Source organism: Trinickia diaoshuihuensis (genome assembly GCF_003390925.1).
Lineage (GTDB): Bacteria > Pseudomonadota > Gammaproteobacteria > Burkholderiales > Burkholderiaceae > Trinickia > Trinickia diaoshuihuensis.
On sequence record NZ_QUBS01000084.1, the window covers coordinates 134,696 to 159,407 of the forward strand.

General features: G+C 63.5%; 20 protein-coding genes. 17 read left to right on the forward strand and 3 right to left on the reverse strand.

Features of this window, described 5'->3' with window-relative positions; translation table 11 throughout:
- Positions 1 to 22: 22 nt before the first annotated feature.
- From DXT59_RS22585 to DXT59_RS22615, 7 genes are all read left to right on the forward strand, one after another.
- On the forward strand, positions 23 to 649 hold the full coding sequence (locus DXT59_RS22585) for a ubiquinone biosynthesis accessory factor UbiJ (RefSeq protein WP_116139310.1): 627 nt from the start codon (positions 23 to 25) through the stop codon (positions 647 to 649).
- A 14-nt stretch (positions 650 to 663) separates the two neighbouring features.
- Complete coding sequence (gene ubiB, locus DXT59_RS22590) at positions 664 to 2,241, forward strand: ubiquinone biosynthesis regulatory protein kinase UbiB (protein WP_116139312.1); 1,578 nt, start codon at positions 664 to 666, stop codon at positions 2,239 to 2,241.
- A 4-nt stretch (positions 2,242 to 2,245) separates the two neighbouring features.
- Positions 2,246 to 2,893 carry a methyltransferase domain-containing protein gene (locus tag DXT59_RS22595; protein ID WP_116139314.1) on the forward strand — a complete coding sequence of 216 codons (648 nt, stop codon included), beginning with the start codon at positions 2,246 to 2,248 and terminating at the stop codon, positions 2,891 to 2,893.
- A 191-nt stretch (positions 2,894 to 3,084) separates the two neighbouring features.
- Complete coding sequence (locus tag DXT59_RS22600; protein ID WP_116139316.1) at positions 3,085 to 3,417, forward strand: FmdB family zinc ribbon protein; 333 nt, start codon at positions 3,085 to 3,087, stop codon at positions 3,415 to 3,417.
- Between the two features lie 132 nt (positions 3,418 to 3,549).
- Positions 3,550 to 4,194 carry a DUF502 domain-containing protein gene (locus DXT59_RS22605; RefSeq protein WP_116139319.1) on the forward strand — a complete coding sequence of 215 codons (645 nt, stop codon included), beginning with the start codon at positions 3,550 to 3,552 and terminating at the stop codon, positions 4,192 to 4,194.
- A gap of 68 nt (positions 4,195 to 4,262) precedes the next feature.
- A complete protein-coding gene (aspS, locus tag DXT59_RS22610) occupies positions 4,263 to 6,065 on the forward strand; it encodes an aspartate--tRNA ligase (protein WP_116139321.1) in 1,803 nt (600 codons plus the stop codon).
- A gap of 159 nt (positions 6,066 to 6,224) precedes the next feature.
- Positions 6,225 to 7,430 carry a multidrug effflux MFS transporter gene (locus DXT59_RS22615; RefSeq protein ID WP_116139323.1) on the forward strand — a complete coding sequence of 402 codons (1,206 nt, stop codon included), beginning with the start codon at positions 6,225 to 6,227 and terminating at the stop codon, positions 7,428 to 7,430.
- Positions 7,431 to 7,480: 50 nt separating this feature from the next.
- On the opposite strand, the gene DXT59_RS22620 is transcribed toward DXT59_RS22615, so the two are convergent.
- Complete coding sequence (locus tag DXT59_RS22620) at positions 7,481 to 7,870, reverse strand: hypothetical protein (protein WP_116139325.1); 390 nt, start codon at positions 7,868 to 7,870, stop codon at positions 7,481 to 7,483.
- A gap of 69 nt (positions 7,871 to 7,939) precedes the next feature.
- Positions 7,940 to 9,637 (reverse strand): S10 family serine carboxypeptidase-like protein, encoded by a 1,698-nt coding sequence (locus DXT59_RS22625; RefSeq protein ID WP_162878200.1) that lies wholly within the window; start codon positions 9,635 to 9,637, stop codon positions 7,940 to 7,942.
- Between the two features lie 342 nt (positions 9,638 to 9,979).
- Between DXT59_RS22625 and nudB the strand changes: the two genes are divergently transcribed.
- From nudB to DXT59_RS22665, 8 genes are all read left to right on the forward strand, one after another.
- On the forward strand, positions 9,980 to 10,492 hold the full coding sequence (gene nudB, locus DXT59_RS22630) for a dihydroneopterin triphosphate diphosphatase (protein ID WP_116139581.1): 513 nt from the start codon (positions 9,980 to 9,982) through the stop codon (positions 10,490 to 10,492).
- A complete protein-coding gene (locus tag DXT59_RS22635) occupies positions 10,489 to 11,763 on the forward strand; it encodes a phospholipase D-like domain-containing protein (RefSeq protein ID WP_116139329.1) in 1,275 nt (424 codons plus the stop codon). Before nudB ends, DXT59_RS22635 begins: the two co-directional genes overlap by 4 nt.
- A gap of 192 nt (positions 11,764 to 11,955) precedes the next feature.
- Positions 11,956 to 12,555: a TetR/AcrR family transcriptional regulator gene (locus tag DXT59_RS22640; protein WP_116139331.1), complete on the forward strand. Its 600-nt coding sequence runs from the start codon at positions 11,956 to 11,958 to the stop codon at positions 12,553 to 12,555.
- An 86-nt stretch (positions 12,556 to 12,641) separates the two neighbouring features.
- Positions 12,642 to 14,429: an acyl-CoA dehydrogenase C-terminal domain-containing protein gene (locus DXT59_RS22645; protein WP_116139333.1), complete on the forward strand. Its 1,788-nt coding sequence runs from the start codon at positions 12,642 to 12,644 to the stop codon at positions 14,427 to 14,429.
- A 128-nt stretch (positions 14,430 to 14,557) separates the two neighbouring features.
- Positions 14,558 to 16,996: a 3-hydroxyacyl-CoA dehydrogenase/enoyl-CoA hydratase family protein gene (locus DXT59_RS22650; RefSeq protein ID WP_116139335.1), complete on the forward strand. Its 2,439-nt coding sequence runs from the start codon at positions 14,558 to 14,560 to the stop codon at positions 16,994 to 16,996.
- 95 nt (positions 16,997 to 17,091) lie between these two features.
- Complete coding sequence (locus DXT59_RS22655) at positions 17,092 to 18,291, forward strand: acetyl-CoA C-acyltransferase (RefSeq protein ID WP_116139337.1); 1,200 nt, start codon at positions 17,092 to 17,094, stop codon at positions 18,289 to 18,291.
- Positions 18,292 to 18,375: 84 nt separating this feature from the next.
- Positions 18,376 to 19,143: an enoyl-CoA hydratase gene (locus DXT59_RS22660; protein WP_116139583.1), complete on the forward strand. Its 768-nt coding sequence runs from the start codon at positions 18,376 to 18,378 to the stop codon at positions 19,141 to 19,143.
- 122 nt (positions 19,144 to 19,265) lie between these two features.
- Positions 19,266 to 19,796: a hypothetical protein gene (locus DXT59_RS22665; protein ID WP_162878201.1), complete on the forward strand. Its 531-nt coding sequence runs from the start codon at positions 19,266 to 19,268 to the stop codon at positions 19,794 to 19,796.
- Positions 19,797 to 19,834: 38 nt separating this feature from the next.
- Here DXT59_RS22665 and fdhD read toward each other — a convergent pair whose 3' ends face one another.
- Positions 19,835 to 20,656: a formate dehydrogenase accessory sulfurtransferase FdhD gene (gene fdhD / locus DXT59_RS22670; protein ID WP_116139585.1), complete on the reverse strand. Its 822-nt coding sequence runs from the start codon at positions 20,654 to 20,656 to the stop codon at positions 19,835 to 19,837.
- A 163-nt stretch (positions 20,657 to 20,819) separates the two neighbouring features.
- Between fdhD and DXT59_RS22675 the strand changes: the two genes are divergently transcribed.
- Together DXT59_RS22675 and DXT59_RS22680 are read left to right on the forward strand one after the other, a co-directional pair.
- Positions 20,820 to 21,296 (forward strand): nitrate reductase associated protein, encoded by a 477-nt coding sequence (locus tag DXT59_RS22675; RefSeq protein WP_116139341.1) that lies wholly within the window; start codon positions 20,820 to 20,822, stop codon positions 21,294 to 21,296.
- 248 nt (positions 21,297 to 21,544) lie between these two features.
- On the forward strand, positions 21,545 to 24,712 hold the full coding sequence (locus DXT59_RS22680) for a sensor domain-containing protein (protein WP_116139343.1): 3,168 nt from the start codon (positions 21,545 to 21,547) through the stop codon (positions 24,710 to 24,712).

The window sequence follows — 24,712 nt, forward strand, 5'->3', positions numbered from 1 at the left end:
GCGGGCTTTTTATTATTCCCCGATGACTCTTGCCGCCAAGCCCCTTGCCGCCGCCGTCAATCATCTGCTCGCTCGCGAAGCGTGGGCCCGTGAACGCCTCGCGCCTTACGCTGGCAAAACGGCCCGTCTTACGTTCTCCTCGATCGCTCTCACGCTCGCCGTCGAACCGGGCGGCTACCTGAGCGCCGTCGACGAAACGGATGCTCGCGTCGTCGATGTCTCGCTGGCCGTCGCCGCCGATGCGCTGCCCGCATTCATGCGGGGGGGGCAAGCCGCCGTCATGAAGCACGTGAAGATCGAGGGCGATGCCGAGTTCGCCACCCAACTCGCCAAGCTGGCCGAACATCTGCGTTGGGAGCCCGAGGAAGATTTGGCCAAGCTGATCGGCGACGCGCCGGCCCATCGCGCGGCCGAACTCGTGCGTGCGGCGGGGGCGCAGGCGTTGCGCGCCGGTCGCGGTTTGCGCGATTCGATCGCCGAATACTTGCTCGACGAAAACCCCCAGCTCGTGCGCCGCGGGGCGCTCGACGCATTCAACGGCGAGCTTGCGCGTGCCCGAGACGCGCTCGCGCGCATCGAAAAACGGATCGAACGGCTCGATCAGCAAATGCTCGTGCGCCAGGCAGGCGCCTTGCGCCGCGTGCGATAGCGAGCGGGCCTAATATGCGTCTATTGCGTTTTATCAAGATCGTCTACACCGTCTGGCGTTTCGGCCTGGACGAAATGATGTTGAGCCGGATCAGCGATCGGCGCGTCCGATTCCTCGTGCGCATCGGCACGATCGGCCGCCGTTATACGTCGCCGCCGGCGGTGCGTCTGCGGCTCGCGCTCGAAAGTCTCGGCCCGATTTTCGTGAAATTCGGGCAAGTGCTGTCCACCCGTCGCGATTTGCTGTCGGCCGATGTCGCCATCGAACTGGCGAAGTTGCAAGACCAAGTGCCGCCGTTCGATTCGGCCGTAGCCATCGATATCATCGAGAAGTCGCTCGGCGCGCGCGTCGACGCGCTGTTCGACGAATTCGAGCGCGTGCCGATCGCCAGCGCATCGATCGCCCAGGTCCATTTCGCCAAGGTGAAATCGGGCCAGCACGCCGGTAAGGACGTCGCGATCAAGGTCTTGCGGCCGAACATGTTGCCTGTGATCGACTCCGACTTGGCGCTGCTGCGCGACCTGGCGACGTGGGCCGAGCGGTTGTGGGCCGACGGTAAGCGGCTCAAGCCGCGCGAGGTCGTCGGCGAGTTCGACAAATACCTGCACGACGAACTCGACCTCATGCGCGAGGCCGCCAACGGCAGCCAGCTTCGCCGTAACTTCGCGGGGCTCGATCTGCTGCTCGTGCCCGAGATGTATTGGGAGTTCTGCACGCCGAACGTGCTCGTCATGGAACGTATGGTGGGCGTGCCGATCAGCCAGGTGGAAACGCTGCGCGCGGCCGGCGTGGATATTCCGAAGCTCGCTCGCGAGGGCGTCGAGATCTTTTTCACGCAGGTGTTCCGCGACGGTTTTTTTCATGCCGACATGCACCCGGGGAACATTCAAGTCAGCCTCGATCCGGCCCACTTCGGGCGCTATATCGCGCTCGATTTCGGGATCATCGGCGCGCTGTCGGACTTCGACAAGAATTACCTCGCGCAGAACTTTCTGGCGTTCTTCAAGCGCGATTACCACCGTGTGGCGACGCTGCATCTGGAGTCAGGATGGGTGCCGCCGGGCACGCGCGTGGAAGAGCTCGAAAGCGCGATTCGCGCCGTGTGCGAACCGTACTTCGATCGCGCGCTAAAGGATATTTCGCTCGGACAGGTTTTGCTGCGCCTGTTTTCCACGTCGCGGCGGTTTAACGTCGAGATTCAGCCGCAGCTCGTCTTGCTGCAAAAGACAATGCTCAACGTCGAAGGGCTTGGCCGTTCCCTCGATCCGGAACTCGACCTTTGGAAGACGGCCAAGCCTTACCTCGAGCGCTGGATGACCGAGCAAATCGGCTGGCGCGGATGGTACGAGCGGCTGAAGGTGGAAATGCCGCAATGGAGCAAGACGCTGCCGCAATTGCCGCGTCTCGTTCATCACGTGCTCGCCGAGCGGCACGACGGTACGCACGCCGCCCAGGATACGGCGCTCAAGCTCTTGCTCTTGGAGCAAAAGCGGACGAACCGCATGCTGCAAGCGCTATTGTTGTTCGGCGTGGCGGCAGGCGTCGGCGCCTTCGTGGCGCGTGCCTGGCTTGCGATCGCTTACGGAGCTTGATGTCATGGCTAAATCTACCTCGTCAGACCGGCCGGCTCCGGCCCCGTCCGCGGGCGCCGCTCCCGTCTTCGCCACCCGCGATCCGAATACGGCGGCGTTTTGGGACGAGCGCTTTCGCCAGGGCTTTACGCCGTGGGATCAAGCCGGCGTGCCCGCGGCGTTCGCTTCGTTTGCCGCACGCACGGCCGCGCGGCCCGTCTTCGTTCCCGGGTGCGGCAATGCCCACGAGGTGGGATGGCTCGCTCAAGCCGGGTGGACCGTTCGAGCAATCGATTTTTCCGCCGACGCGGTCGCGGCGGCGCGCGCGCAACTCGGGCCGCATGCGGCGCTCGTCGAGCAAGCCGATTTCTTCGCCTATCGGCCGCCGTTTGCGCCGGGCTGGATCTATGAGCGGGCATTCCTATGCGCATTGCCGCCGGCGCGACGTCCGGACTATGCCGCCCGCATGGCCGAGCTGCTCGAGCCGGGCGGCTTGCTGGCCGGCTTTTTCTTCTTCGACGAGACGCCCAAAGGTCCGCCGTTCGGCATCGCGCGGCCCGAACTCGAGGCGCTCCTGTGTCCGTCGTTCGAACTCGTCGAGGACGCGGCCGTGGACGATTCGATTCCCGTCTTCGCGGGGCGCGAGCGCTGGATGAGCTGGCGCCGCCGGTGAGCCGGCCCGCGCTCGCGGGCCGCTCGCGTCTGCGCTGCGCCGGGGTTGATTTCCGGCCGGGCGCCCCCAACTTGCGAACTGCATGGCGCGGCGGGCGCCGGTTCAGCCGGGCCGCACCCAATTGCGGCTATAATTCAACGCTTTGCAAGCGCTTAACCGTTTTTTGTTCGGAAATAGTCGGGAAGAGAATCATGCCGATCTACGCCTACCGTTGCGAATCGTGCGGCTTCGAGAAAGACGTGCTCCAAAAGATGAGCGATGCGCCGCTGACGCAGTGCCCGCAATGCGAGAAGGATTCGTTTCGCAAGCAAGTGACGGCCGCCGGCTTTCAACTGAAGGGCTCGGGCTGGTATGTCACCGATTTCCGTGGCGGCTCGGGTGGTGCGAATGGCACCGCCGCGGCCAAGTCCGACGCGAAATCGGACGCGAAACCGGATGCCAAATCGGAGACGAAGTCCGATAGCGCCGCCGCATCGGCCAGTACGCCGGCCGCGCCTGCCGCTTCCGCCGCGTCCGACGCCTAACAGCGAGCGTTGCCACGGAAGGCGCTTGACAGGGCGCCGACGGAACGTCGTCGCGCGGCACAGCGAGCTTCGAGCGCGGAGCGGTGAGAACAAGCGCGCTGATTCATTCCTAGCGGTTCCCTGGCGGTATACATGAAAAAGACGACGCTCAAATCCGTGTTTCTGACCGGCTTGCTGGTCCTCGTACCCTTGGCCATTACGCTGTGGGTGCTGGGGCTCATCATCGGTACGATGGACCAGACGCTGCTCTTGTTGCCCGAGTCGTGGCAACCCGAGAAGCTGTTCGGATTCCATTTGCCCGGCGTCGGCGCGTTGCTCACGCTGGCGTTTATTTTTATCGTCGGCCTGTTCACGCAAAACTTCGTCGGGCAAAAGCTCGTGACGTGGTGGGACGCCATCTTGCGCCACATCCCGATCGTGGGCCCGCTTTATACGAGCGTGAAACAAGTGTCGGACACGTTGCTCTCGAGCAGCGGTAATGCATTCCGAAAAGCGCTCCTGATCGAATACCCGCGGCGCGGCTCGTATACCATCGCGTTCCTAACCGGCGCCCCCGGCGGCGACGTGATCAACCATTTGCAGCAAGAGCACGTCAGCGTATACGTGCCGACGACGCCGAACCCGACGTCGGGCTTCTTTTTGATGGTCCCTAAGGCGGAGGTCATCGAGCTCGACATGACGGTCGACGCGGCGCTCAAGTACATCGTCTCGATGGGCGTCGTCGCGCCGCAGATGCCGGCGGCGCCTGTGCGCCGCCCGGTCGAGCCGCCCCTTTAATGCCGCCGTGCGGCGGTGATGTCCGGCCGCACGCGCTGCCCTCAAATGCCAAACGAAAGACGAATACCATGTCGATGAGATCTGAATACTGCGGTCTGGTGACCGAACATCTGTTGGGCCAAACCGTGTCGCTGTGCGGCTGGGTGCATCGCCGGCGCGACCACGGCGGCGTCATCTTCATCGACCTGCGCGATCGCGAGGGCCTCGTCCAAGTCGTCTGCGACCCCGACCGCGCGGAGATGTTCAAGATCGCCGAAGGCGTACGCAACGAGTTTTGCGTTCGCGTTCAAGGCGTGGTGCGCAATCGTCCCGAAGGCACCGTCAACGCCGGCTTGAAGAGCGGCAAGATCGAGGTGCTGTGTCACGAGCTGACCGTGCTGAACGCGTCCGTTACGCCGCCGTTCCAGCTCGACGACGACAACCTCTCCGAAACGACGCGCCTCACGCACCGCGTGCTCGATCTGCGCCGTCCGCAGATGCAAAACAACCTGCGTTTGCGTTATCGCGTGGCGATGGAAGTGCGCAAGTATCTCGACGCGCAAGGGTTCATCGACATCGAAACGCCGATGCTCACGAAAAGCACGCCCGAAGGCGCACGCGACTACCTCGTGCCCTCGCGTGTGAATGCCGGCCAGTTCTTCGCGTTGCCGCAATCGCCGCAGTTGTTCAAGCAGCTCTTGATGGTGGCGAACTTCGATCGCTACTACCAGATCGTCAAGTGCTTCCGCGATGAGGATTTGCGTGCGGATCGCCAGCCCGAATTCACGCAGATCGACTGCGAAACGTCGTTCCTGAGCGAACAGGAAATTCGCGATCTGTTCGAGAGAATGATCCGCCACGTCTTCAAGGAGACGATCGGCGTGACGCTCGACGAGCCGTTCCCGGTCATGCAGTACTCGGAAGCGATGGCCCGTTTCGGTTCGGACAAGCCCGACCTGCGCGTGAAGCTCGAGTTCACCGAGTTGACCGACGCGATGAAGGATGTCGAGTTCAAGGTGTTCAGCGCACCGGCGAACACGAAGGACGGCCGCGTCGCGGCGTTGCGCGTGCCCAAGGGCGGCGAGCTTTCGCGTGGCGATATCGACGGCTACACCGAATTCGTGCGCATTTACGGCGCGAAGGGTTTGGCCTGGATCAAGGTCAACGAAGCGGCGAAGGGCCGCGACGGTCTGCAAAGCCCGATCGTGAAGAACCTGCACGATGCGGCGATCGCGGCGATCCTCGAGCGTACGGGTGCGCAAGACGGCGACATCGTCTTCTTCGCGGCCGATCGCGCGAAGGTGGTCAACGATAGTCTCGGCGCGCTGCGCCTGAAGATCGGCCACTCCGATTTCGGCAAGGCGAACGGTCTCGTCGAGGCGGGCTGGAAGCCGCTCTGGGTGATCGATTTCCCGATGTTCGAATACGACGAAGAAGAAGCGCGCTACGTCGCCGCGCACCATCCGTTCACGAGCCCGAAGGACGAACACCTCGAATACCTCGAGACGGATCCGGGGCGTTGCTTGGCCAAGGCATACGACATGGTGCTCAACGGCTGGGAAATCGGCGGCGGCTCCGTGCGGATCTATCGCGAGGACGTGCAGAGCAAGGTGTTCCGTGCGCTGAAGATCAACGACGAGGAAGCGCGGGCGAAGTTCGGCTTCTTGCTCGATGCGCTGCAATACGGCGCGCCGCCGCATGGCGGGATCGCATTCGGGCTCGATCGTATCGTGACGATGATGGCCGGTGCCGATTCGATTCGCGACGTGATTGCTTTCCCGAAGACGCAGCGCGCGCAGTGTCTGCTGACGCAGGCGCCGAGCGCCGTAGACGAGCGGCAGTTGCGCGAATTGCACATTCGCCTGCGCCAGCCGGAACAGCCGAAGGCGTAAGGTGTGATTTCCTTCCGAGGACCGCTTGGCCGGCCTCGGGATGGCGAAGCGTCTTAGAGCTCTGTTAGGGAAACCAAACCCCGATGATTGGACTGCATTCCAATTATTGGGGTTTTTTCTTTTGCGGTAACGACACTGCCGAAGCTGAAATTACCCGCCATGCACAGACATCGCCTCGTACTGATCAACTCATGCGTCATTCTCGTATTGGGCCTGTTTTCGATCGATCTGTATAACCCGGCGCTGCCCAGCATCGTCGCTTCGATCCACATTAACCATACGCAGGCCGAAAGCCTCGTGGTGTTCTATCTGGCCGGATTCGCGCTGTCGCAGCTTTGGTACGGGCCTGCTTCCGATCGGCACGGGCGCGTGCGCATCATTTTGATATCGCTGCTGCTCGCGGCTATCGGCAATCTGCTGACTGCATTCGCCAGGACGGGCAATGAGCTGATGTTGTGCCGCCTTGTCACGGGGCTTGGCGCCGGCGGCTGTCCGGTCATTAGCCGTGCGGTGCTGAGCGATGTCTTCAAGGAAAAAAAGTCGCTGACGCAGGCGCTCGCTGTTTTTTCGATGGCGTCGCAGATCTCGCCCGCGTTTGCACCGATGATCGGCGGTGTGATCACCTTGTACCTATCGTGGCGCTACAACTTCGCGGCGTTGTTCCTCATCACGTTAGCCGGCTTATGCGTCGTCAAAGCCACCTTGCCGGAGACGCACCCCGATCGCCACTTACAACCGACGAGCAACGCGTTCGCGAGCTATAAGATCCTCGCGTCCAACCCGACCTTCATGGTCTATAGCGTTGTCTCGGCGTTGCTGTTCGCGGTCACCATCGGTTATTACACGATCAGCCCGTTCATCTTCCAGGACCACTACCGGCTAACCCCGGCGCAAAACGGTCTCTTATACGTCTTCTATGCGGTGGGCATCGTCATCGGCTCCTTCGCCACGAGGAAACTCGTCGCGCGATGGGCACCGGAAACCGTGCTCAGAACGTCGTTGACCTTTCTCGTCGTAGTAAGCGGCGGCGCGGTTGCGGCTTGCGTCATGCTGCCCAACGTAGGTTTGCTGACGATGCTCGTGCTGGCGTTTTCGATAGCGGTGGGGTGCGGAGTTTCTTCGCCACTGCTGCTCGGGCTCAGTCTTCATCCGTTTCCGATGCTGGCCGGGGCGGGCAGTGCGCTGCAGGGAACGATCAAAATGGCCGGCGCGGGGCTCACGCTTTGGTTGATCGCTTTGATTCGGCCGACCGACTTGACGATGCTGATGGCCATCGTCTTTGCACTCGCCGCGACCTCCCTGCTGCTCGAGCGGTTCCTTGCACGTCCGAGCGCGCGCGAAACGATGGCGGCGGATAATCGATAATCGAGGAGCGCCGGCCGCACAAGCCGCGGCGGCCGGTCCTCACATCGCGGCTACTGTTGCTGCTGCAGATACTGCTGCACTTGCTTGAGCGTGACCTTGCCGCTACGCGCGGCGTCGATCTCCTGGAAGTGCTCGGCGACGAAACCCATGCCGTTCGCCTTGGCTTGTGCTTGCGTGATGGCGGCGTCGTTATTGAATGCGCGGTTCGTACCGAGGCTCTCCGCCAGCCGGTTTTGCGCTTGCTGTTTGAGCGCCGCGCCGGTCGTCAGCGTAGCGGACGACGAGCGCACACCGCGCTGGAGAAACGGGCCATCCACGCCCCCGCCGGGCAAAGGCGTAGGGGAGGAGACGGCTTGCGCCGTCGATGCGAGGGCGCCGGCGGTGCATAGGGCGAGCGCGGCGGCTATCGATGCGCGTCGCAGCAATGAGATCTGGGACATAACGTAGCTCACAAAAAAGAAGTGTCGCGAGCGAGCGCCCCTTCAATGGGGCCCCGCTTCGAATTGGAGTCAAGGGGCCTTCGCCGCCGTCGCAGCCGTCGGCGTGTTCGCCGGGCTTTGATCCGTCCACGGCGGTGCGAGCTGAGCAAGCGTCGTCGCATTCGAGATCGACTGATTCTTGTAATAGGCGACGAGATCGGCCTGCATTTGCGGTCGGGCAACGTTATCCAGATAAATCATGTGGCCGCCCTGGTAGAACGTGAGCTGTATGTTCGGGTTGATTCCCTTTACGGTTTGAAGCCGCGCCAATTCCTTTTCCGTTTCGAAGAATGGCGTTGCCAGATCATGATAGCCGTTGGAGGCCAACACTTTCAGTTGCGGATTGAGCATCAGCGCCGCGAGCAGATCGGGGATGGTGTCGGGCTGAGGCTTGCCCGCGTGACTGAAATTCCATACGCCGATGATTTTGTCGTTCAGCGTCTGGTAAGTCGCATGCGGCGCCTGGTAGCCGAGGTAACCGGGCATCTGCGTCCCGAGCGCGTTCGTGAACGGCTGCGAGATCAGAATGTCGGACGGATCGTTGTCCGCCGCGAGGCGCGAATCGCTGTTGGGCAACGACACGCGTCCATCGTAGCGGCCGATCGTCGTGCCCGGTATCAGCGTCGTTTGGCCGAACGATGCTTCCGTGTCATAGAAGTATTGGAAGTAAGCGTTCAGCGTGGCAGGCGTCAAATTCGTCTGCGAGGACCAAGCGCCGAGCGTCGCGCTCGGGATCGTCACCTGTTGCGCGGCGGTCGAATACTGCACGATCGGCGCATACTGCGCGGCGACGAAATTCCGAATCTGCTGTGAGTAGGCGCCGAGATTCGACGGCGACGGCGACACGAGGTTGTAGTAGGCCGCGACCGCCGCATAGGACGGGAACGACCCGGCCGAGGTATCGCCGGTCGAGGCCGAGTAGTTCAAGATCGACGACTGCAGCACGATGCCGGTCAACGGCACGCCCGCCGATTCGAGCGACAGCGCGAGCATGTCCGTGCGCGGCGTGCCGTACGATTCGCCGTACAAGTAGAGCGGCGCGCCCTTCACGTTGTTCACGCTGATATAGCGGCGAATGAAATCGCGCATGACCTGCACGTCGGGATCGGAGCCCCAAAACGTCTTATTCGTATTCGGTGCGATCGCTTCCGATAATCCCGTGCCCGGCGGATCGATAAAGACCATATCGGTGGTCGCGATCAAGCTTTCGGCGTTATCGACGAGCGGATAGTTCGGCCAATTGGTCATCAGCGGATCGGGCGTCGCGACCCGAGTCGGCGCGAACGAGCCGAGCCTCAGCCAGATGGACGACGAGCCCGGCCCCCCGTTGTAGAAGAACGTCACGGGCCGCGGCGTGCCGGTCGTGTTCTGCGCGACATACGCGACGTAGGACATCGTCGCTTCGGGCTTGCCGTTCAAGTCGGACGCGGTCAAGTGCCCGGTGGTCGTCGTATAAGGCACGGTAATGCCGCCGCTCGACCATTGATGATGCATGACGGCGGCCTGCTCGGTGACCTGCGCGGCGGGCAGCGAATCGCCCGCATTCGGCGAATAGGCGGTGTTGTCGATGTACGTTTGATCGGCGGCGGCCACGGCGGTGCCGTTGGTGCTGTCGCCGCTTCCGCCGCATCCGGCCAGCGCAAGTAGGCCGAGCGCCAGCGTCGTCCCTCCCACGCGTCGGGCAAACGGGCCCATCCCAACGCTATTTTTAACGCTTTTTTGTTTCATTTTTATCCTTATTCGACTTTTTAATATTTAACGAACGGGTGCGGCAGAGGCAAAAGAGGCGTGCAATAAAACGTTCGATTTTTATTGTCTTTATCTCTCGTAATAAATCGTAAGAATAAAAAATGACCGGGTCAACCGGGAGCGTGGTCGAATTGTGTCGAGTTCTGTCGAGTTTTGTGTCGGCGGCGGTTTCGTCGGCGGTTTCGTCGGTAGGGCGGGGCGATCGAGGGGGGCGGGGTGCCGAACGCCGAACGCCGATCGGCAGTGGGCGTACCGGTCTTGCATACCACCACGGCCCTCCTGCGTTATGCTGATGGGCCGATTGCAGATCAACCGAACGCCATGCGCAAACCGCCGAAGATTCCCGAATCGGTTCTCGTCGTCATCTACACGCCCGATCTCGACGTGCTCATCATCGAGCGCGCCGACCGCCCCGGGTTTTGGCAATCGGTGACAGGGTCGAAAGACCACCTCGACGAGCCACTGGCGCTCACGGCGGTGCGAGAAGTCGCCGAGGAGACCGGGATCGTCGTCGGCGGCGCACTCGTGCCGCCCGAGGCGCTGATCGATTGGGGCGAGCAGATCGAATACGAGATCTACCCTGTGTGGCGGCACCGCTATGCCGAAGGCGTCACGCGCAACGTCGAGCATTGGTTCGGGCTCCAGGTCCCGTACCGGCTCGAGGTCACGCTCGCGCCGCGCGAACATACGGCCTATCTATGGCTACCCTATGACGAGGCCGCGGCACGTTGTTTCTCTTCGTCGAACCGCGATGCCATCCTCCAATTGCCGCGCCGGGTGGGCGTACGCGCCGCGTCCGAGGTGGCGCCGCGCCAGCCGCCCCGGCGAGCATGAGCGGACGCGGCGCGCGACGGCTCGCGCGCATCGGAGCCGCGCTCGTGTCGAAGCGCCGCGCGTGGCGGCTCGCCTTCACGGCCGGCAACGAAGTACGGCTCTATAGCAGCGGCGCGGAGTATTTCGCGGCGTTGATCGATGAGGTCGACCGCGCGCAAGAGACGGTCACGCTCGAAACTTACATCTATTGCGACGACGAAGCCGGCCGGCCTGTCTCCGACGCTCTCGTGCGCGCCGCACGCCGCGGCGTGCGCGTGCGTGTCATCACCGACGGCTTAGGCACGGGGCGCCTCCCGTTGTTCGAGCAATGGGCGGCGGCCGGTGTCGAACATCGTATTTACAACGCGGGATGGCTGGGCGTATTCGGCCGTTTCGGTCTCTCGCGTACGCACCGCAAGCTGGCCGTGGTCGATGCGCGCGTCGGGTTTTGCGGCGGGATCAACGTCGTCGACGATTTTGCCGCCGCGGATGGTCCGCTCGCGCATCCGCGTTGGGACTTCGCCGTAGGATTGACGGGGCCGGTCGTCGCGCGCATCGACGCGGCGCTGGACACGCAGTGGCGACGCCTGGCGCTCGGGCATCGTCCGTACGCGCAAGCCGTGCCGCGTGCGCTCGCGCTGCGCGAGCAGGCGAGTTCGACCGGTGCGGCTGCGCCATCGCGGCGAGCGCGGGGCACGCCGGAGCAAGCGTTGAAAGCGCCCAGCATTGCCTTTATCGCCCGAGATAACTTCGTCAATCGGCGCGCGATCGAGAAGGCATATCTGGTCGCCATCGGCCGCGCGCGGCGCGAGATCTTGCTGGCCAATCCCTATTTCGTGCCGGGGCGCAAGCTGCGGCGGGCGCTGGTGGCGGCAGCCAGACGCGGCGTGGAAGTCCGGCTGCTGATCGGCCGCAAGGAATTCGCCGCGCTCGACTACGCGGTTCCGTATCTGTATCGAACTTTCCTGAACGCGGGGGCGAGGATCGCCGAATATGAAAAGACGATGTTGCACGGTAAAGTAGCGGTCGTCGATTCGAACTGGGCGACGGTAGGCTCCTCCAATCTCGACGCACTCAGTCTCGTGCTCAATAACGAGGCGAACGTCGTGCTGGTCGAACATCCGGAAATCGGGCTGCTGCGGGAGGCAATCCTGGAGGCATTCGGGCAGGCCCGCGCGATCGACCCGGCGAGCTACGCGGCGCGCCCTTGGGCAAAGCGTCTGACCAACTGGCTCGCCTATGCGGCGTACCGCGCGGCGATGAAATTGCTGACCGTCGGCGGATACGACTAGGGCCGCATCCGCAGTCGCCAAGCGTTTGCCGCAAGCGGCATCCGGCCGCCGCCCGCGCCCCACGCGACCCTAGCTCGCGGGTTAGATTCCAGTTTCTAATAAAGTCCTTGTTTCGAGGGCGGCCGCGCTCAATAATAGTACGGCCGTTCTATTTTTTGATAGCACAGCCAAAAGAACGGTACGAAAGAGGCCATGCGAAAAGGTGAACAAACGCGCGCAGCGATTCTCGATGCGGCGCTCGATCTAGCGAGCCGAGACGGGCTCGAGGGTTTGACGATCGGCTTGCTTGCCGAGCGCATGCAGATGAGCAAGAGCGGGGTTTTTGCGCATTTCGGATCGCGTGAGGACTTGCAGGTCGAAGTCGTCCGCGAATACCACCGCCGCTTTGAAGAGGAGGTGTTTTTCCCGAGTCTGCGCGAGCCGCGCGGCTTGCCGAGGTTGCGCGCGATGTTGGCCCGTTGGATGGAGAAGCGCATCCAGGAAGTCATGACGGGATGCATCTACATCAGCGGCGCGGTCGAGTACGACGACCGCGGCGACAACCCGGTGCGCGAGCAACTCGTCATGAGCGTCTCGACCTGGCGAGCGGCGTTGCACCGGGCAATTTCGCAAGCCGTTGAAGAAGGGCATTTGCGCTCGGACACCGATCCGGACCTCATGCTGTTCGAACTGTATAGCTTCACGCTCGGCCTGCATCACGACGCGCGTTTCCTGCATCTGCCCGATGCCGAACGCCTGACGTGGGCCGCGCTGGAAAAAACGATCGTTTCATATCAGAGCGAACGCCGTTAGCCCGCCAGTCGGTTACGCGCCCACCCGGCAACACTGACTCTCGCTGACGGCTTGATCTGCATAGCTGCAAACCTTTGGAGGAAGTCATGGGTCAGTACGCCGCGCCGCTGCGCGACATGCAATTCGTGCTGCACGAACTGCTGAACGTCGAAAACGAAGTCAAAGGCATGCCCAAGCACGCCGATCTCGATGCCGATACGATCAACCAAGTGCTCGAGGAAGCCGGCAAGTTCTGCGCCGAAGTGCTGTTCCCGTTGAACCAAAGTGGTGACCAGGAAGGCTGCACGTACGCGGGCGACGGTGTGGTGACGACTCCCAAGGGTTTCAAGGAGGCGTATCGCCAATATGTCGAGGCCGGCTGGCCGGCCCTCGGCTGCGATCCCGAATACGGCGGCCAAGGCCTGCCCGCGTTCGTGAACAACGCGCTCTACGAAATGCTGAACTCGGCCAATCAAGCCTGGACGATGTACCCGGGTCTCTCGCACGGTGCGTACGAGTGTCTGCACGCGCACGGCACACCCGAGCAGCAAAAGGTCTATCTGCCGAAGCTGGTCGCCGGCGAGTGGACGGGCACGATGTGTCTGACCGAACCGCATTGCGGCACCGACCTCGGCATCTTGCGCACGAAGGCCGAGTCGAACGGCGACGGTTCGTACCTGATCACCGGCACGAAGATCTTTATCTCGAGCGGCGAGCACGACCTGTCCGAGAACATCGTCCACCTCGTGCTTGCGCGTCTGCCCGATGCGCCGCCGGGGACGAAGGGGATTTCGCTGTTCGTCGTGCCGAAGTTCATCCCGAACGAAGCCGGCGAGCCCGGCGAGCGGAACGGCATCAAGTGCGGCTCGATCGAGCACAAGATGGGCATCCACGCGAACGCCACCTGCGTGATGAACCTCGACAACGCGAAGGGCTGGCTCGTCGGCGAGCCCAACCGCGGCCTGCAGGCGATGTTCGTCATGATGAACGCCGCGCGTCTGGGCGTCGGCATGCAAAGCCTCGGTCTCACCGAAGTTGCTTATCAGAACTCGCTCGTCTATGCGAAGGAACGCCTTCAAATGCGTTCGCTGACGGGCCCGAAGGCGCCGGACAAGGCAGCCGATCCGATCATCGTGCATCCCGACGTGCGCCGCATGCTGCTGACGCAAAAGGCCTACGCGGAAGGCGCGCGCGCATTCTCGTATTGGTCGGCCGTTCAGATCGACAAGGAGCTGTCGCACGAAGACGAGGCCGTCCGGAAGGAAGCGGCCGATCTCGTGGCGTTGCTTACGCCGATTCTGAAAGCGTTCCTGTCGGACAACGCCTTCGAGAGCACGAACCACGCGATGCAGATTTTCGGGGGCCATGGCTTCATCAAGGAATGGGGCATGGAGCAGTACGTCCGCGACGCGCGCATCAACATGATCTACGAAGGCACGAACGCCGTGCAGTCGCTCGACCTGCTGGGCCGCAAGGTGCTCGGCGACATGGGCGCGAAGCTGCGCAAGTTCGGCAAGCTCGTGACGGACTTCGTCGAAGCCGAAGGGGTGAAGCCTGAAATGCAAGAGTTCGTGAATCCGCTCGCCGACATCGGCGACAAGGTTCAAAAGCTCACGATGGAAATCGGCATGAAGGCGATGGCGAACCAGGACGAAGTGGGCGCCGCCGCGGTGCCGTATCTGCGCACGGTCGGCCACTTGGTCTTCTCGTACTTCTGGGCGCGCATGGCGCGCATCGCCCTGGACAAAGAGGCCTCGGGCGATCCGTTCTACAAGTCCAAGCTCGCCACGGCGCGCTTTTACTTCGCGAAGCTCTTGCCCGAAACGGCCAAGACGATCCGCGAAGCGCGCGCGGGTTCGAAGACGCTGATGGAAGTCGACGAGGCGTTGTTCTAAGCGCCCGCCACGCGGCGCATTAGAGACGATGCGCCGCGCTTATCCGGTTTACCGCGGTTCGACCCGCGCCGCGAGGCGGCGCGCAGCAATCGAATCAGCGAAACGCATGACTCCCAGGGAGGAAAGACGTGAGCAATCTGATCATTCGCAAGGTGGCCGTGCTCGGCGCCGGCGTGATGGGCGCGCAGATCGCCGCGCACCTGATCAACGCCAAGGTGCCGGTGCTGCTGTTCGATCTTCCGGCCAAGGAAGGTCCGAAGAACGCGATCGCCTTGAAGGCGATCGAGAACCTCAAGAAGCTGTCGCCCGCGCCGTTCGGCGCCAAGGACGATGCCCGCTATATCGAGCCCGCGAACTACGAAGACGATATCGCGAAGCTCGAACAATGCGATCTCGTCATCGAGGCGATCGCCGAGCGGATGGACTGGAAGCACGATCTGTACAAGAAGGTTGCCCCGCATATCGCGCCGCATGCGATCTTCGCGACGAATACGTCGGGTCTGTCGATCACGAAGCTGTCTGAAGGTTTCTCCGATGAGTTGAAGTCGCGCTTTTGCGGCGTGCATTTCTTCAATCCGCCGCGCTATATGCACCTCGTCGAGTTGATCCCGACGACGCATACGCAACCGCATATCCTCGACGATCTCGAATCATTCCTGACGAGCGTCGTCGGCAAGGGCGTCGTGCGCGCGAAGGATACGCCGAACTTCATCGCAAACCGCGTCGGTATCTTCTCGATTCTCGCCGTCATCGCCGAAGCGGCGAAGTTCGGGCTGCGCTTCGACGAAGTCGACGATCTGACGGGCTCGCGCCTGGGGCGCGCAAAGTCGGCCACGTTCCGTACCGCGGACGTCGTGGGCCTCGACACGATGGCGCACGTCATCAAGACGATGCAGGACAACCTTGCCGACGATCCGTTCTTCCCGGTCTACGAAACGCCGGCCGTGCTGGCTGCGCTCGTGGCCAAGGGCGCGCTCGGCCAAAAGACGGGCGGCGGCTTCTATAAGAAGGAAGGCAAGGCGATCAAGGTGCTCGACGCGAAGACCGGCGAGTACGTCGAGAGCGGCGCGAAGGCCGACGAACTCGTGGGCCGCATCCTCAAGCGCCCGGCCGGCGAGCGGCTGAAGCTGCTGCGCGAATCGGAGCACCCGCAAGCGCAGTTCCTGTGGTCGATTTTCCGCGACGTCTTCCATTACATCGCCGTGCACTTGGAATCGATCGCCGACAACGCGCGCGACGTCGATCTCGCGATTCGTTGGGGCTTCGGTTGGAACGAAGGCCCGTTCGAGGGCTGGCAGGCCGCAGGCTGGAAGCAAGTGGCCGAGTGGGTGCAAGAAGACATCGCCGCGGGCAAAGCGCTATCGAAGGCGCCGTTGCCGTCGTGGGTGTTCGAAGGCGCCGTGGCGGAGAAGGGCGGCGTGCATACGGCCGAGGGTTCGTGGTCGCCGGCCGCAGCCAAGTTCGAGCCGCGTTCGACGCTGCCGGTCTACGGCAAGCAAGTATTCCGCGCCCCGCTCGTCGGCGAGGCGGGCGTGGATCCGAAGAGCTACGGCAAGACGCTGTTCGAAACCGATTCGGTGCGCGCATGGGTGGATGACCGCGCAGGCGAGGACGACGTCGTCATCGTCTCGTTCAAGACGAAGATGAACACGATCGGCCCGGGCGTGCTCGACGGTCTCGCGCAAGCGATCGAATTGGCCGAGAAGTCGTACAAGGGCGTCGTCGTGTGGCAGCCCAGCTCGCTCAAGCTCGGCGCGCCGGGCGGTCCGTTCTCGGCCGGTGCGAATCTCGAAGAAGCGATGCCGGCATTCATGATGGGCGGCGCGAAGGGTATCGAGCCGTTCGTCAAGAAGTTCCAGCAGGGCATGCTGCGCGTGAAGTACGCGAACGTGCCGGTGGTCGCGGCCGTCTCGGGTATCGCGCTCGGCGGCGGGTGCGAGCTCATGCTCCATAGCGCGAAACGCGTGGCGCATATCGAGAGCTATGTCGGTCTCGTCGAAGTGGGCGTCGGTCTCGTGCCTGCGGGCGGTGGGCTCAAGGAAGCCGCGCTGCGCGCCGCCGATGCGGCCGCCGCCGTCGGCGCATCGAACGGCGATCTGCTGAAGTTCCTCTCGAAGTCGTTCGAGAACGCGGCGATGGCCAAGGTGTCTGGCTCCGCGATCGAGGCGCGTGCGATGGGTTACCTCAAGCCGTCGGACACGATCGTCTTCAACGTCTTCGAACTGCTCGATACGGCGAAGAAGGAAGCGCGCGCGCTGGCGGCCGCGGGTTATCGCCCGCCGCTGCCGGTCAAGCAAGTGCCGGTCGCCGGCCGCTCCGCGATCTCGACGATCAAGGCGCAGCTCGTGAATATGCGTGACGGCAACTTCATCAGCGCACACGATTTCCTCATCGCCTCGGGTATCGCCGAAGCCGTGTGCGGCGGCGACGTCGAAGCGGGCAGTCTCGTCGACGAGGAATGGCTGCTCACGCTCGAGCGCCGCGCATTCGTCGATCTGCTCGGCACGCAAAAGACGCAAGAGCGAATCATGGGCATGCTGCAGACCGGTAAGCCGGTGCGCAACTAACGGCTAACGGGCGCCCAGACCCGGCGCTGCGCGCCGGGCCCCCGAGGGGGACGAAGGCTGGGTCGCCCGGCGTTTAATTTGAGCAGGAGCTCCAAATGAGCAAACAATTGCAAGACGCATATATCGTCGCCGCGAGCCGCACCCCGATCGGCAAGGCGCCGCGCGGCGTATTCAAGAACACGCGGCCGGACGAGTTGCTCGTTCACGCGATCAAGTCGGCCGTGGCGCAGGTGCCCGGCCTCGATACGAAGGTCATCGAGGATGCGATCGTGGGCTGTGCGATCCCCGAGGCGGAGCAGGGCCTGAACGTGGCGCGTATCGGCGCGCTGCTGGCCGGCTTGCCGCAATCGGTCGGCGGCGTGACCGTCAATCGCTTTTGCGCCTCGGGCGTGACGGCTCTCGCGATGGCGGCCGATCGGATTCGCGTGGGCGAAGCAGAGGCGATGATCGCGGGCGGTTGCGAATCGATGAGCATGGTGCCGATGATGGGCAACACGCCCTCCATGTCGCCGCATATCTTCGATAACGACGAAAATTTTGGTATCGCCTACGGCATGGGTCTCACGGCGGAGCGCGTGGCCGAGCGCTGGAAGGTAAGCCGCGAGGACCAGGACCGCTTCTCGCTCGAATCGCACCAAAAGGCGATCGCCGCGCAGCAAGCGGGCGAATTCAAGGATGAGATCGCGCCGTACGCGGTGCTCGAGCGTTCGCCCGATCTCGCCACGGGCGAGGTGAAGACGAAGACGCGCGAGATCGCGCTCGACGAGGGTCCCCGTCCCGATACGACGCTCGAAGGCCTTGCCAAGCTGCGCACGGTGTTCGCGAACAAGGGCTCGGTGACAGCCGGCAACAGCTCGCAAACGTCGGACGGCGCGGGCGCGTTGATCGTCGTCTCCGAGAAGATCCTGAAGCAGTTCAATTTGACGCCGCTGGCGCGCTTCGTGAGCTTCGCGGTGCGCGGCGTGCCGCCTGAAGTGATGGGGATCGGCCCGAAGGAAGCGATTCCCGCGGCGCTCAAGGCGGCGGGCTTGAAGCAGGACGATATCGATTGGATCGAACTGAACGAAGCGTTTGCCGCACAATCGCTGGCGGTGATTCGCGAACTCGGTCTCGATCCGGCCAAGGTCAACCCGCTCGGCGGCGCGATCGCATTGGGCCACCCGCTCGGCGCGACGGGGGCGATTCGCGCGTCGACCGTCGTGCACGGGCTGCGCCGGCGCAATCTGAAGTACGGTATGGTGACGATGTGCGTCGGTACCGGCATGGGCGCGGCGGGCATCATCGAGTGCTTGTAATCGAGCCGTGACGCGGTCATGACGGTTCGCGAGCGCCGGAGCGATCCTCCGGCGCCGCGAACCGTTTTTACTTGGAGAGAGACGATGGAGATTGTGATTGAGCGCAGTGCCGAAGGCGTGATGACGATCGCCTTGAATCGGCCCGAGAAGAAAAACGCGATCACGGCGGCGATGTATCAAACGATGGCCGATGCACTCGCCGACGCGAACGAGGATGGCGCCGTGCGCGCGATCTTGATTCGCGGCGGGGAGCAGGTTTTTAGCGCCGGCAACGATCTCGAAGACTTCATGAAGTCGCCGCCCACGAGCGAAGATGCGCCGGTGTTGCAGTTCCTGCGCCGCATCAGCGGCGCCGAGAAGCCGATCGTCGCGGCGGTTTCCGGCGTCGCCGTCGGCATCGGTACGACGCTGCTGCTGCATTGCGACCTCGTGTATGCCGCCGACTCGGCCACGTTCTCGCTGCCTTTCTCGCAGTTGGGGCTTTGCCCGGAAGCGGCATCGAGTCTGCTGTTGCCGCGCCTGTCGGGCTATGCGTTGGCTGCCGAGAAACTGTTGCTCGGCGAAGCGTTCGATGCGCGCGAGGCGCACCGCATGGGGATCGTCAATCGGTTGCTGCCGGCCGGCGAGGTGGATGCGTTCGCGTACGGGCAAGCCGCCAAACTCGCCGCGCTGCCCGCCTCGTCGCTGCGTGTGACGAAGATGCTGATGAAGCGCGCGCACGGGCAGGAAATCGCCGATCGCATGAAGGAAGAGGTCGTGCACTTCGGCAAGATGCTGCTTTCGCCCGAAGCCCGCGAAGCGATGATGGCGTTTTTCCAAAAGCGTAAGCCGGATTTTCGGCAGTTCGGTTGACGACGCTCCGGGGCGGCTCGCGCTGCGGCGGCCGCGCCCGTTGATGCCTGAAGGCGTTTTCGGTACATTGCGGCGTTCGATGCGCTCGATCCGCGACGCGAGAGACCTTAAAAGCCAAAAAGATGCCGATACATTCGAAGATGCCCGCTTGGGGCACATGCCTGCTGCTATGCGCCGCGGCGAGCTTGAGCGGATGCGCCCAATATCACGATACGCGATCGCCGGAGGCGCAAAAGGCCGAGTTGGCCGCGGCGATCCAGGATGTCGTTGGGGAGTATGAAGTCGTAGACGCTCGCAACGAGAATCCGCAGTGGCATACCCGGCGCGTCGTGGTCAGTTATCTGGCGGGGTACAAAGTCCTGCAAGTCGTCATGACCGATCCCTCAAATGGCAATTCGCGGATAAGCAGCACCAAATGCACGGGATGGCACACCGATAAAAGCGGTGGCTTCTCGGCGGTGCACTGCGAGGGCCAAAAAGGGATCGTGTTCTTCGACGTCAGTGCTCACGAACACGAGCAGATCATCAAGGACAGCCGCAAGTACCATCCTTTCGAGCCGATGGTCGTGCCGGCCGGCAGCTCCACGTTGGACATTTACTACGAAGATGCCCCGGAGATCTATTTCGCGCTGAAGAAGAAGCAAAAGATGTAGACGGCTCGCACGCGTCGATCCACGGCGCCGCGGCGGCCTTACTCCGGTAGACCATACTCGACGAAACTCGTCTCCCTGCAGAAGCTGACGAGCCGAATCCCCGCTTGGCGTGCGATTGCGATGGCGAGCGAGGAGGGGGCCGAGATCGTCGCCACCATCGGGATGCCGACGCGCGCTGCTTTGCGTACGAGTTCATAGCTTGCGCGGCTCGACAGAAAGACGAAGCCGTTCGTCGTATCGGCCCGATCGAGCACGAGCCGGCCGATCAGCTTGTCGAGTGCATTGTGGCGCCCGACGTCCTCGAACGCGAGCGAGATCGCCCCTTGGGCGTCGCACCATGCGGCGGCATGCAGGCCGCCCGTCAGGCGCGTGAGCGCCTGACGCGAGGGTAGCTCGCGCGCCGCGCGCGCAATCGCATCGGGGGCGAGCCGTGCCGAGAATCCGCTCTCGGGCACCCGTTCCGGCGACAAGTCGAGCAAATCGATGCTCTCGATGCCGCACACGCCGCATCCGGTGCGGCCCGCGAGCGCGCGCCGGCGCTCTTTGAGCGCGGCGAACGCTTGTTGGACGATCGTCAGCTCCACCTGCGCATAGGGCAGCGTCACGCCGTCTCGATGAAACGTCACCTCGATGTCGCGGATATCGCTGCCGCGCTCGACGATCCCTTCCGAAATCGCAAAGCCGACGGCGAACGCTTCCAGTTCGCGCGGCGTGCACATCATGACGGCATGGGAGATACCGTTGAAGACGAGCGCCACGGGCCATTCCTGGCCGACGTGGTCGAGCGCGGTTTCGATTTCGCCATTACGGTGGCGGCGCACGTGTTGCTCGATCGCGCCGCGCTCATCGGCGCCGTCCATCGGGTCGTTCAAGATCGTTCCTTGTCGAAAAGCATGCGTGGCCGGCGCCTGGCGGCAGGTGCCCGGCGCCGGCCGGCGTTTCAGGCATAAGGTTCTAAAATACCCGAAGCGGGCGCCGCTTGCCCGCCCAAGCGCCGGCGCTCGCGCGCCAAAGGACACCGCCATGGGACTACTTGAAACGCCGCTGCTGTTCGATTTTGAGCTCGTGTCGTCGGAGAATCTCACTTATATGCCGATGTCGGTCCGCTTCAATCTCGATCGCTTCGGCCTTCGCATCTCGCTCGCGCAGTGGCAATTGCTGCCGCACGCGGATCGCGCCCTGTTAGCGCGGTTTCCCGTCGATGAAGACGCGCAGATCGAGCCCAACTTCGATCACGCGTTGTTCGAGATGATGCGCACGCACGCGAATGTCGAACCGGATTGGTTTACGCCCGAACCGGACCCGGCCTGGCGCAACGCCGCCGCCGTGCCCGAGCGTTTGCAAGCGCATAGCCGCGCGGTGGGCGCCGCTGCGCTCGGCGTGGAGCGCTGGGCGCAGCTCGACCCGTTCAAGCGCTATGTTCTGACGAAACTGACGCGCAAAGACGAGCCGAGCCACGATTTCCTGCCGGCCATGCGCGAGTTCGGGCTGATCGGCTAAGGCGTTCGCTCCGGCAGCGCCTCTTCCCGCCCCCGGCGCGCGGCCCGAAAATTTTTATCGCTCCGCCCTCAACCCGCGCTAAACGCTGCCGTTATCCATGAGATGGCACGGAAAGGCTCGCATCGATCCCAGCGAGAAGGATCGGACGGGCGCGTAGCACTCCCTCGCCGCGCCGCCCCACCCTGAGTGCCCTGAAACGCGGGAACGCTCGGCCCTGGGCACTAGAATCGACCGGCTTTCGACATCCAATGCGTTCCTTTTTATCGAAACGGCTGCTGATCAATGTCGCGGTCGTCGCGGCTGTGATCGGCGCAAACGCGTTCGTCGCCTACGGGCAGATCCGCGGTGAGCGGGCGACCGATTCGCGCACGGTGCGCTCGATGAGCGTGAAGCGCGACCTCGACGCATACCGGGCCACGCTGGGCTCCGGCCTCGCGGCACTTGGGCGTTTCCTGCGCTCGGGCGAACCGGTCGGCGACGCGTTGGTGCGCGAGCGCGAGATCGCGCTCGCGAACGGCAAAGCGCGTTTGCGCCAGGCGCTGGCCGACGACGCGGCGATGCGGGGCGACCTGGAAGCCCTGCTGACGCTGGCGGACAATGTGGAGGCGCAGACGCACGCCGCGCTCGTTCGCGCGGCGCGGCAGACGGGGCAAGGCGGGCAAACGGCGGCAGCGGCAGGGGCAAGCGAGCCGGCCGCGGGCGCCGCCGAGCGTGCCTGGGTCGTGCCCGTTTATATGCAGGCCGGTTCGGCCCTCGATGTCGTGGACGCCTCGATCGCGAAGCTGCGCGAGCGCGAGGATGAGGCGTTGGAGTCGTCTTTGTCGGCCTCGGAGCATTCGACGCGCCTGGCCACGCTGCTGCTTATCGTCACGATGGTGGCGGGTTGCGGCATGCTGATCTATACCTTCGGCGTGCGCGAGAGCGCCGCCCGCGCGAAGATCCGCGTGGCGCGCGCCATGCGGCGCAGCGATCAGCGCTTTCGCGAGTTGTTCGATGCGCACCCCGTGCCTATGTGGATATACGACCGGGAAACGTTGGGTTTTCTCGCGGTTAATGCGGCGGCCGTCGAGCAGTACGGTTACGGCGAAGGCGAGTTCTTCGGAATGACGATTCGCGATTTGTACTCGCCCGAGGAAATTGCCCGGCTCGAGTCGTCCCTCGTGCGCGGTCATGCGGCGCCGCGGCGCGGCCGGGTGTCGGCAGGCGTGTGGCGGCAACGCCGCCGCGACGGCACGCAATTGAGCGCCGACATCACCAATCACGCGCTGACCTTTATGGGCCGGCCCGCGGTATTCGTGCTCGCCGACGACGTGACGGAGCAGATCAAGGTCGAAGCCGAGGCCCAACGCTCCAATCAGATGCTCGAGACCGTGATCGACAACATCCCTCAGCGCATTTTCTGGAAGGATCGCGATTCGCGCTATCTCGGCTGCAACATGGCATTCGCGCGCGACGCCGGGCTGGCCTACACGGAGCAGGTCATCGGCAAGACCGACGAGGATATGCCGTGGGGCGAGCTGGCCGAGGCCCTGCGCCGCGCCGATCTCGAGGTGATGCATACGGGCGTGCCGAAGATGAACTACGAGTTCGAAACGCTGATCGACGGGGTGCATCGGGCCGGTATCACGAGCAAGATTCCGCTGACGAACGGAGACGGTACCGTGATCGGCGTGCTCGGCTCCTATACCGACGTGACCGATCGCAAGCGATCCGATCTCGCATTGCGCTTGCAGAGCCGGGCGCTCGATGCGAGCGTCAACGCGATTTTGATCACGGCGGCATCCGGCGGCGGCCACGTCATCGAATACGCGAACCCCGCGTTCAAGCGCATCACCGGTTACGATCCGGCCGAAATCGTCGGCCAGGACTGCCGCTTTCTACAGCGCGACGACCGCGATCAAGAAGGGCTGGTCGCCATTCGCGAGGGACTGGCCGCGAATCGCGAGGTGAGTGCCGTCTTGCGCAACTACCGCAAGGACGGGGCGCTGTTCTGGAATCAGCTATTCATCGCGCCGGTGCCCGATCCGGACGGCAACACCTCGCACCATATCGGCGTCATCAACGACGTAACCGACTTGATCCGCTACCAAGAGCAGCTCGAGTATCAAGCGAACTACGACGGTCTCACGCGGCTGCCGAACCGCAACCTGCTGCGCGAGCGGCTCGACCAGGCGATTGCGCGCGGCAAGCCGCTTGCCGTCGTCTTCATCGACCTGGACGGCTTCAAGAACGTCAACGACAGCCTCGGCCATAGCGTGGGCGACCGCCTGCTGGGCGTCGTGGCCGAGCGTCTGGCCCGCAGCGCGCGGCCGAGCGATACGGTCGCGCGCCATGGCGGCGACGAGTTCGTGATCGTGCTGACCGATGCCGTCGACGAAAAAACGCTGATCGGCTGGATGGAACGCGTGCGCGCGACGATCTCGGAGCCGGTGCTGCTCGACGGAACAGAGTTGTACGTAGGCTGCAGTATGGGCGCGAGTTTGTATCCGCAAGACGGCGAGGACGTCGAAACGCTGCTCAAGAAGGCCGATCTGGCGATGTACCGCGCCAAGGACATGGGGCGCAATACGTTCCAGTTCTACCAGCCCGAGATGAATACGAGCGTCGGCGCCCGGCTCAATCTCGAGCGGCGCTTGCGCCGCGCATTGCGCGACGGCGAGTTCTTGCTGCACTACCAGCCGCAGGTCGATATCCAATCAGGACAGATCGTCGGGATGGAGGCGCTCGTGCGTTGGCTCGATCCCGAAGTGGGGCTCGTGCCGCCGTCGGCGTTCATTCCGGTCGCGGAGGAAAGCGGGCTGATCGGGCCGCTGTCGGAATGGGTCTTGCGCGAGGCGTGCCGCCAAAACAAGGCGTGGCAAGACGAGGGGTTGCCGCCCGCGCGCGTGTCGGTGAACTTGTCGGCGCGGCAGTTTCAGCAGCGCGACATCGCCAAACTCGTGATGTCGATCCTCGAGGAAACGGGCCTCGCGCCGCAGTACCTCGAACTCGAACTGACCGAAAGCACGATCATGCGCAACGCCGAGGAAGCCGTGACCATGCTCGCCGAGCTGCACGCGCTGGGCATCGGTCTGGCCATCGACGACTTCGGCACCGGCTACTCGAGCCTGAGTTACTTGAAACGTTTCCCCGTCGATCGTCTGAAGATAGATCGCTCGTTCGTATCGGACATCGGTGCGTCGAGCGACGACGAAACGATCACGTCCGCCATCATCGCGCTGGCCCATTCGCTGCAATTGCAGGTCATCGCCGAAGGCGTCGAAACGGCGGCGCAGCTCGACTTTTTGAGGGAGCGCGCCTGCACGGAGATGCAGGGCTATTTCTTCGCGCGGCCACTGCCGCACGACGCGATTCCCGCTCTGCTGCAACGAGCACGCGCCGGGGGCACGGAAGAGGCCGACGCGCTCACGCACTGA

Excerpts from the sequence above, each read along its gene's own strand:
- DXT59_RS22585 (WP_116139310.1), top strand. The coding sequence starts at position 23 with ATGACTCTTGCCGCCAAGCCCCTTGCCGCCGCCGTCAATCATCTGCTC.
- ubiB (WP_116139312.1), top strand. The coding sequence starts at position 664 with ATGCGTCTATTGCGTTTTATCAAGATCGTCTACACCGTCTGGCGTTTC.
- DXT59_RS22595 (WP_116139314.1), top strand. The coding sequence starts at position 2,246 with ATGGCTAAATCTACCTCGTCAGACCGGCCGGCTCCGGCCCCGTCCGCG.
- DXT59_RS22600 (WP_116139316.1), top strand. The coding sequence starts at position 3,085 with ATGCCGATCTACGCCTACCGTTGCGAATCGTGCGGCTTCGAGAAAGAC.
- DXT59_RS22605 (WP_116139319.1), top strand. The coding sequence starts at position 3,550 with ATGAAAAAGACGACGCTCAAATCCGTGTTTCTGACCGGCTTGCTGGTC.
- aspS (WP_116139321.1), top strand. The coding sequence starts at position 4,263 with ATGTCGATGAGATCTGAATACTGCGGTCTGGTGACCGAACATCTGTTG.
- DXT59_RS22615 (WP_116139323.1), top strand. The coding sequence starts at position 6,225 with ATGCACAGACATCGCCTCGTACTGATCAACTCATGCGTCATTCTCGTA.
- DXT59_RS22620 (WP_116139325.1), bottom strand. The coding sequence starts at position 7,870 with ATGTCCCAGATCTCATTGCTGCGACGCGCATCGATAGCCGCCGCGCTC.
- DXT59_RS22625 (WP_162878200.1), bottom strand. The coding sequence starts at position 9,637 with ATGAAACAAAAAAGCGTTAAAAATAGCGTTGGGATGGGCCCGTTTGCC.
- nudB (WP_116139581.1), top strand. The coding sequence starts at position 9,980 with ATGCGCAAACCGCCGAAGATTCCCGAATCGGTTCTCGTCGTCATCTAC.
- DXT59_RS22635 (WP_116139329.1), top strand. The coding sequence starts at position 10,489 with ATGAGCGGACGCGGCGCGCGACGGCTCGCGCGCATCGGAGCCGCGCTC.
- DXT59_RS22640 (WP_116139331.1), top strand. The coding sequence starts at position 11,956 with ATGCGAAAAGGTGAACAAACGCGCGCAGCGATTCTCGATGCGGCGCTC.
- DXT59_RS22645 (WP_116139333.1), top strand. The coding sequence starts at position 12,642 with ATGGGTCAGTACGCCGCGCCGCTGCGCGACATGCAATTCGTGCTGCAC.
- DXT59_RS22655 (WP_116139337.1), top strand. The coding sequence starts at position 17,092 with ATGAGCAAACAATTGCAAGACGCATATATCGTCGCCGCGAGCCGCACC.
- DXT59_RS22660 (WP_116139583.1), top strand. The coding sequence starts at position 18,376 with ATGGAGATTGTGATTGAGCGCAGTGCCGAAGGCGTGATGACGATCGCC.
- DXT59_RS22665 (WP_162878201.1), top strand. The coding sequence starts at position 19,266 with ATGCCGATACATTCGAAGATGCCCGCTTGGGGCACATGCCTGCTGCTA.
- fdhD (WP_116139585.1), bottom strand. The coding sequence starts at position 20,656 with ATGGACGGCGCCGATGAGCGCGGCGCGATCGAGCAACACGTGCGCCGC.
- DXT59_RS22675 (WP_116139341.1), top strand. The coding sequence starts at position 20,820 with ATGGGACTACTTGAAACGCCGCTGCTGTTCGATTTTGAGCTCGTGTCG.
- DXT59_RS22680 (WP_116139343.1), top strand. The coding sequence starts at position 21,545 with ATGCGTTCCTTTTTATCGAAACGGCTGCTGATCAATGTCGCGGTCGTC.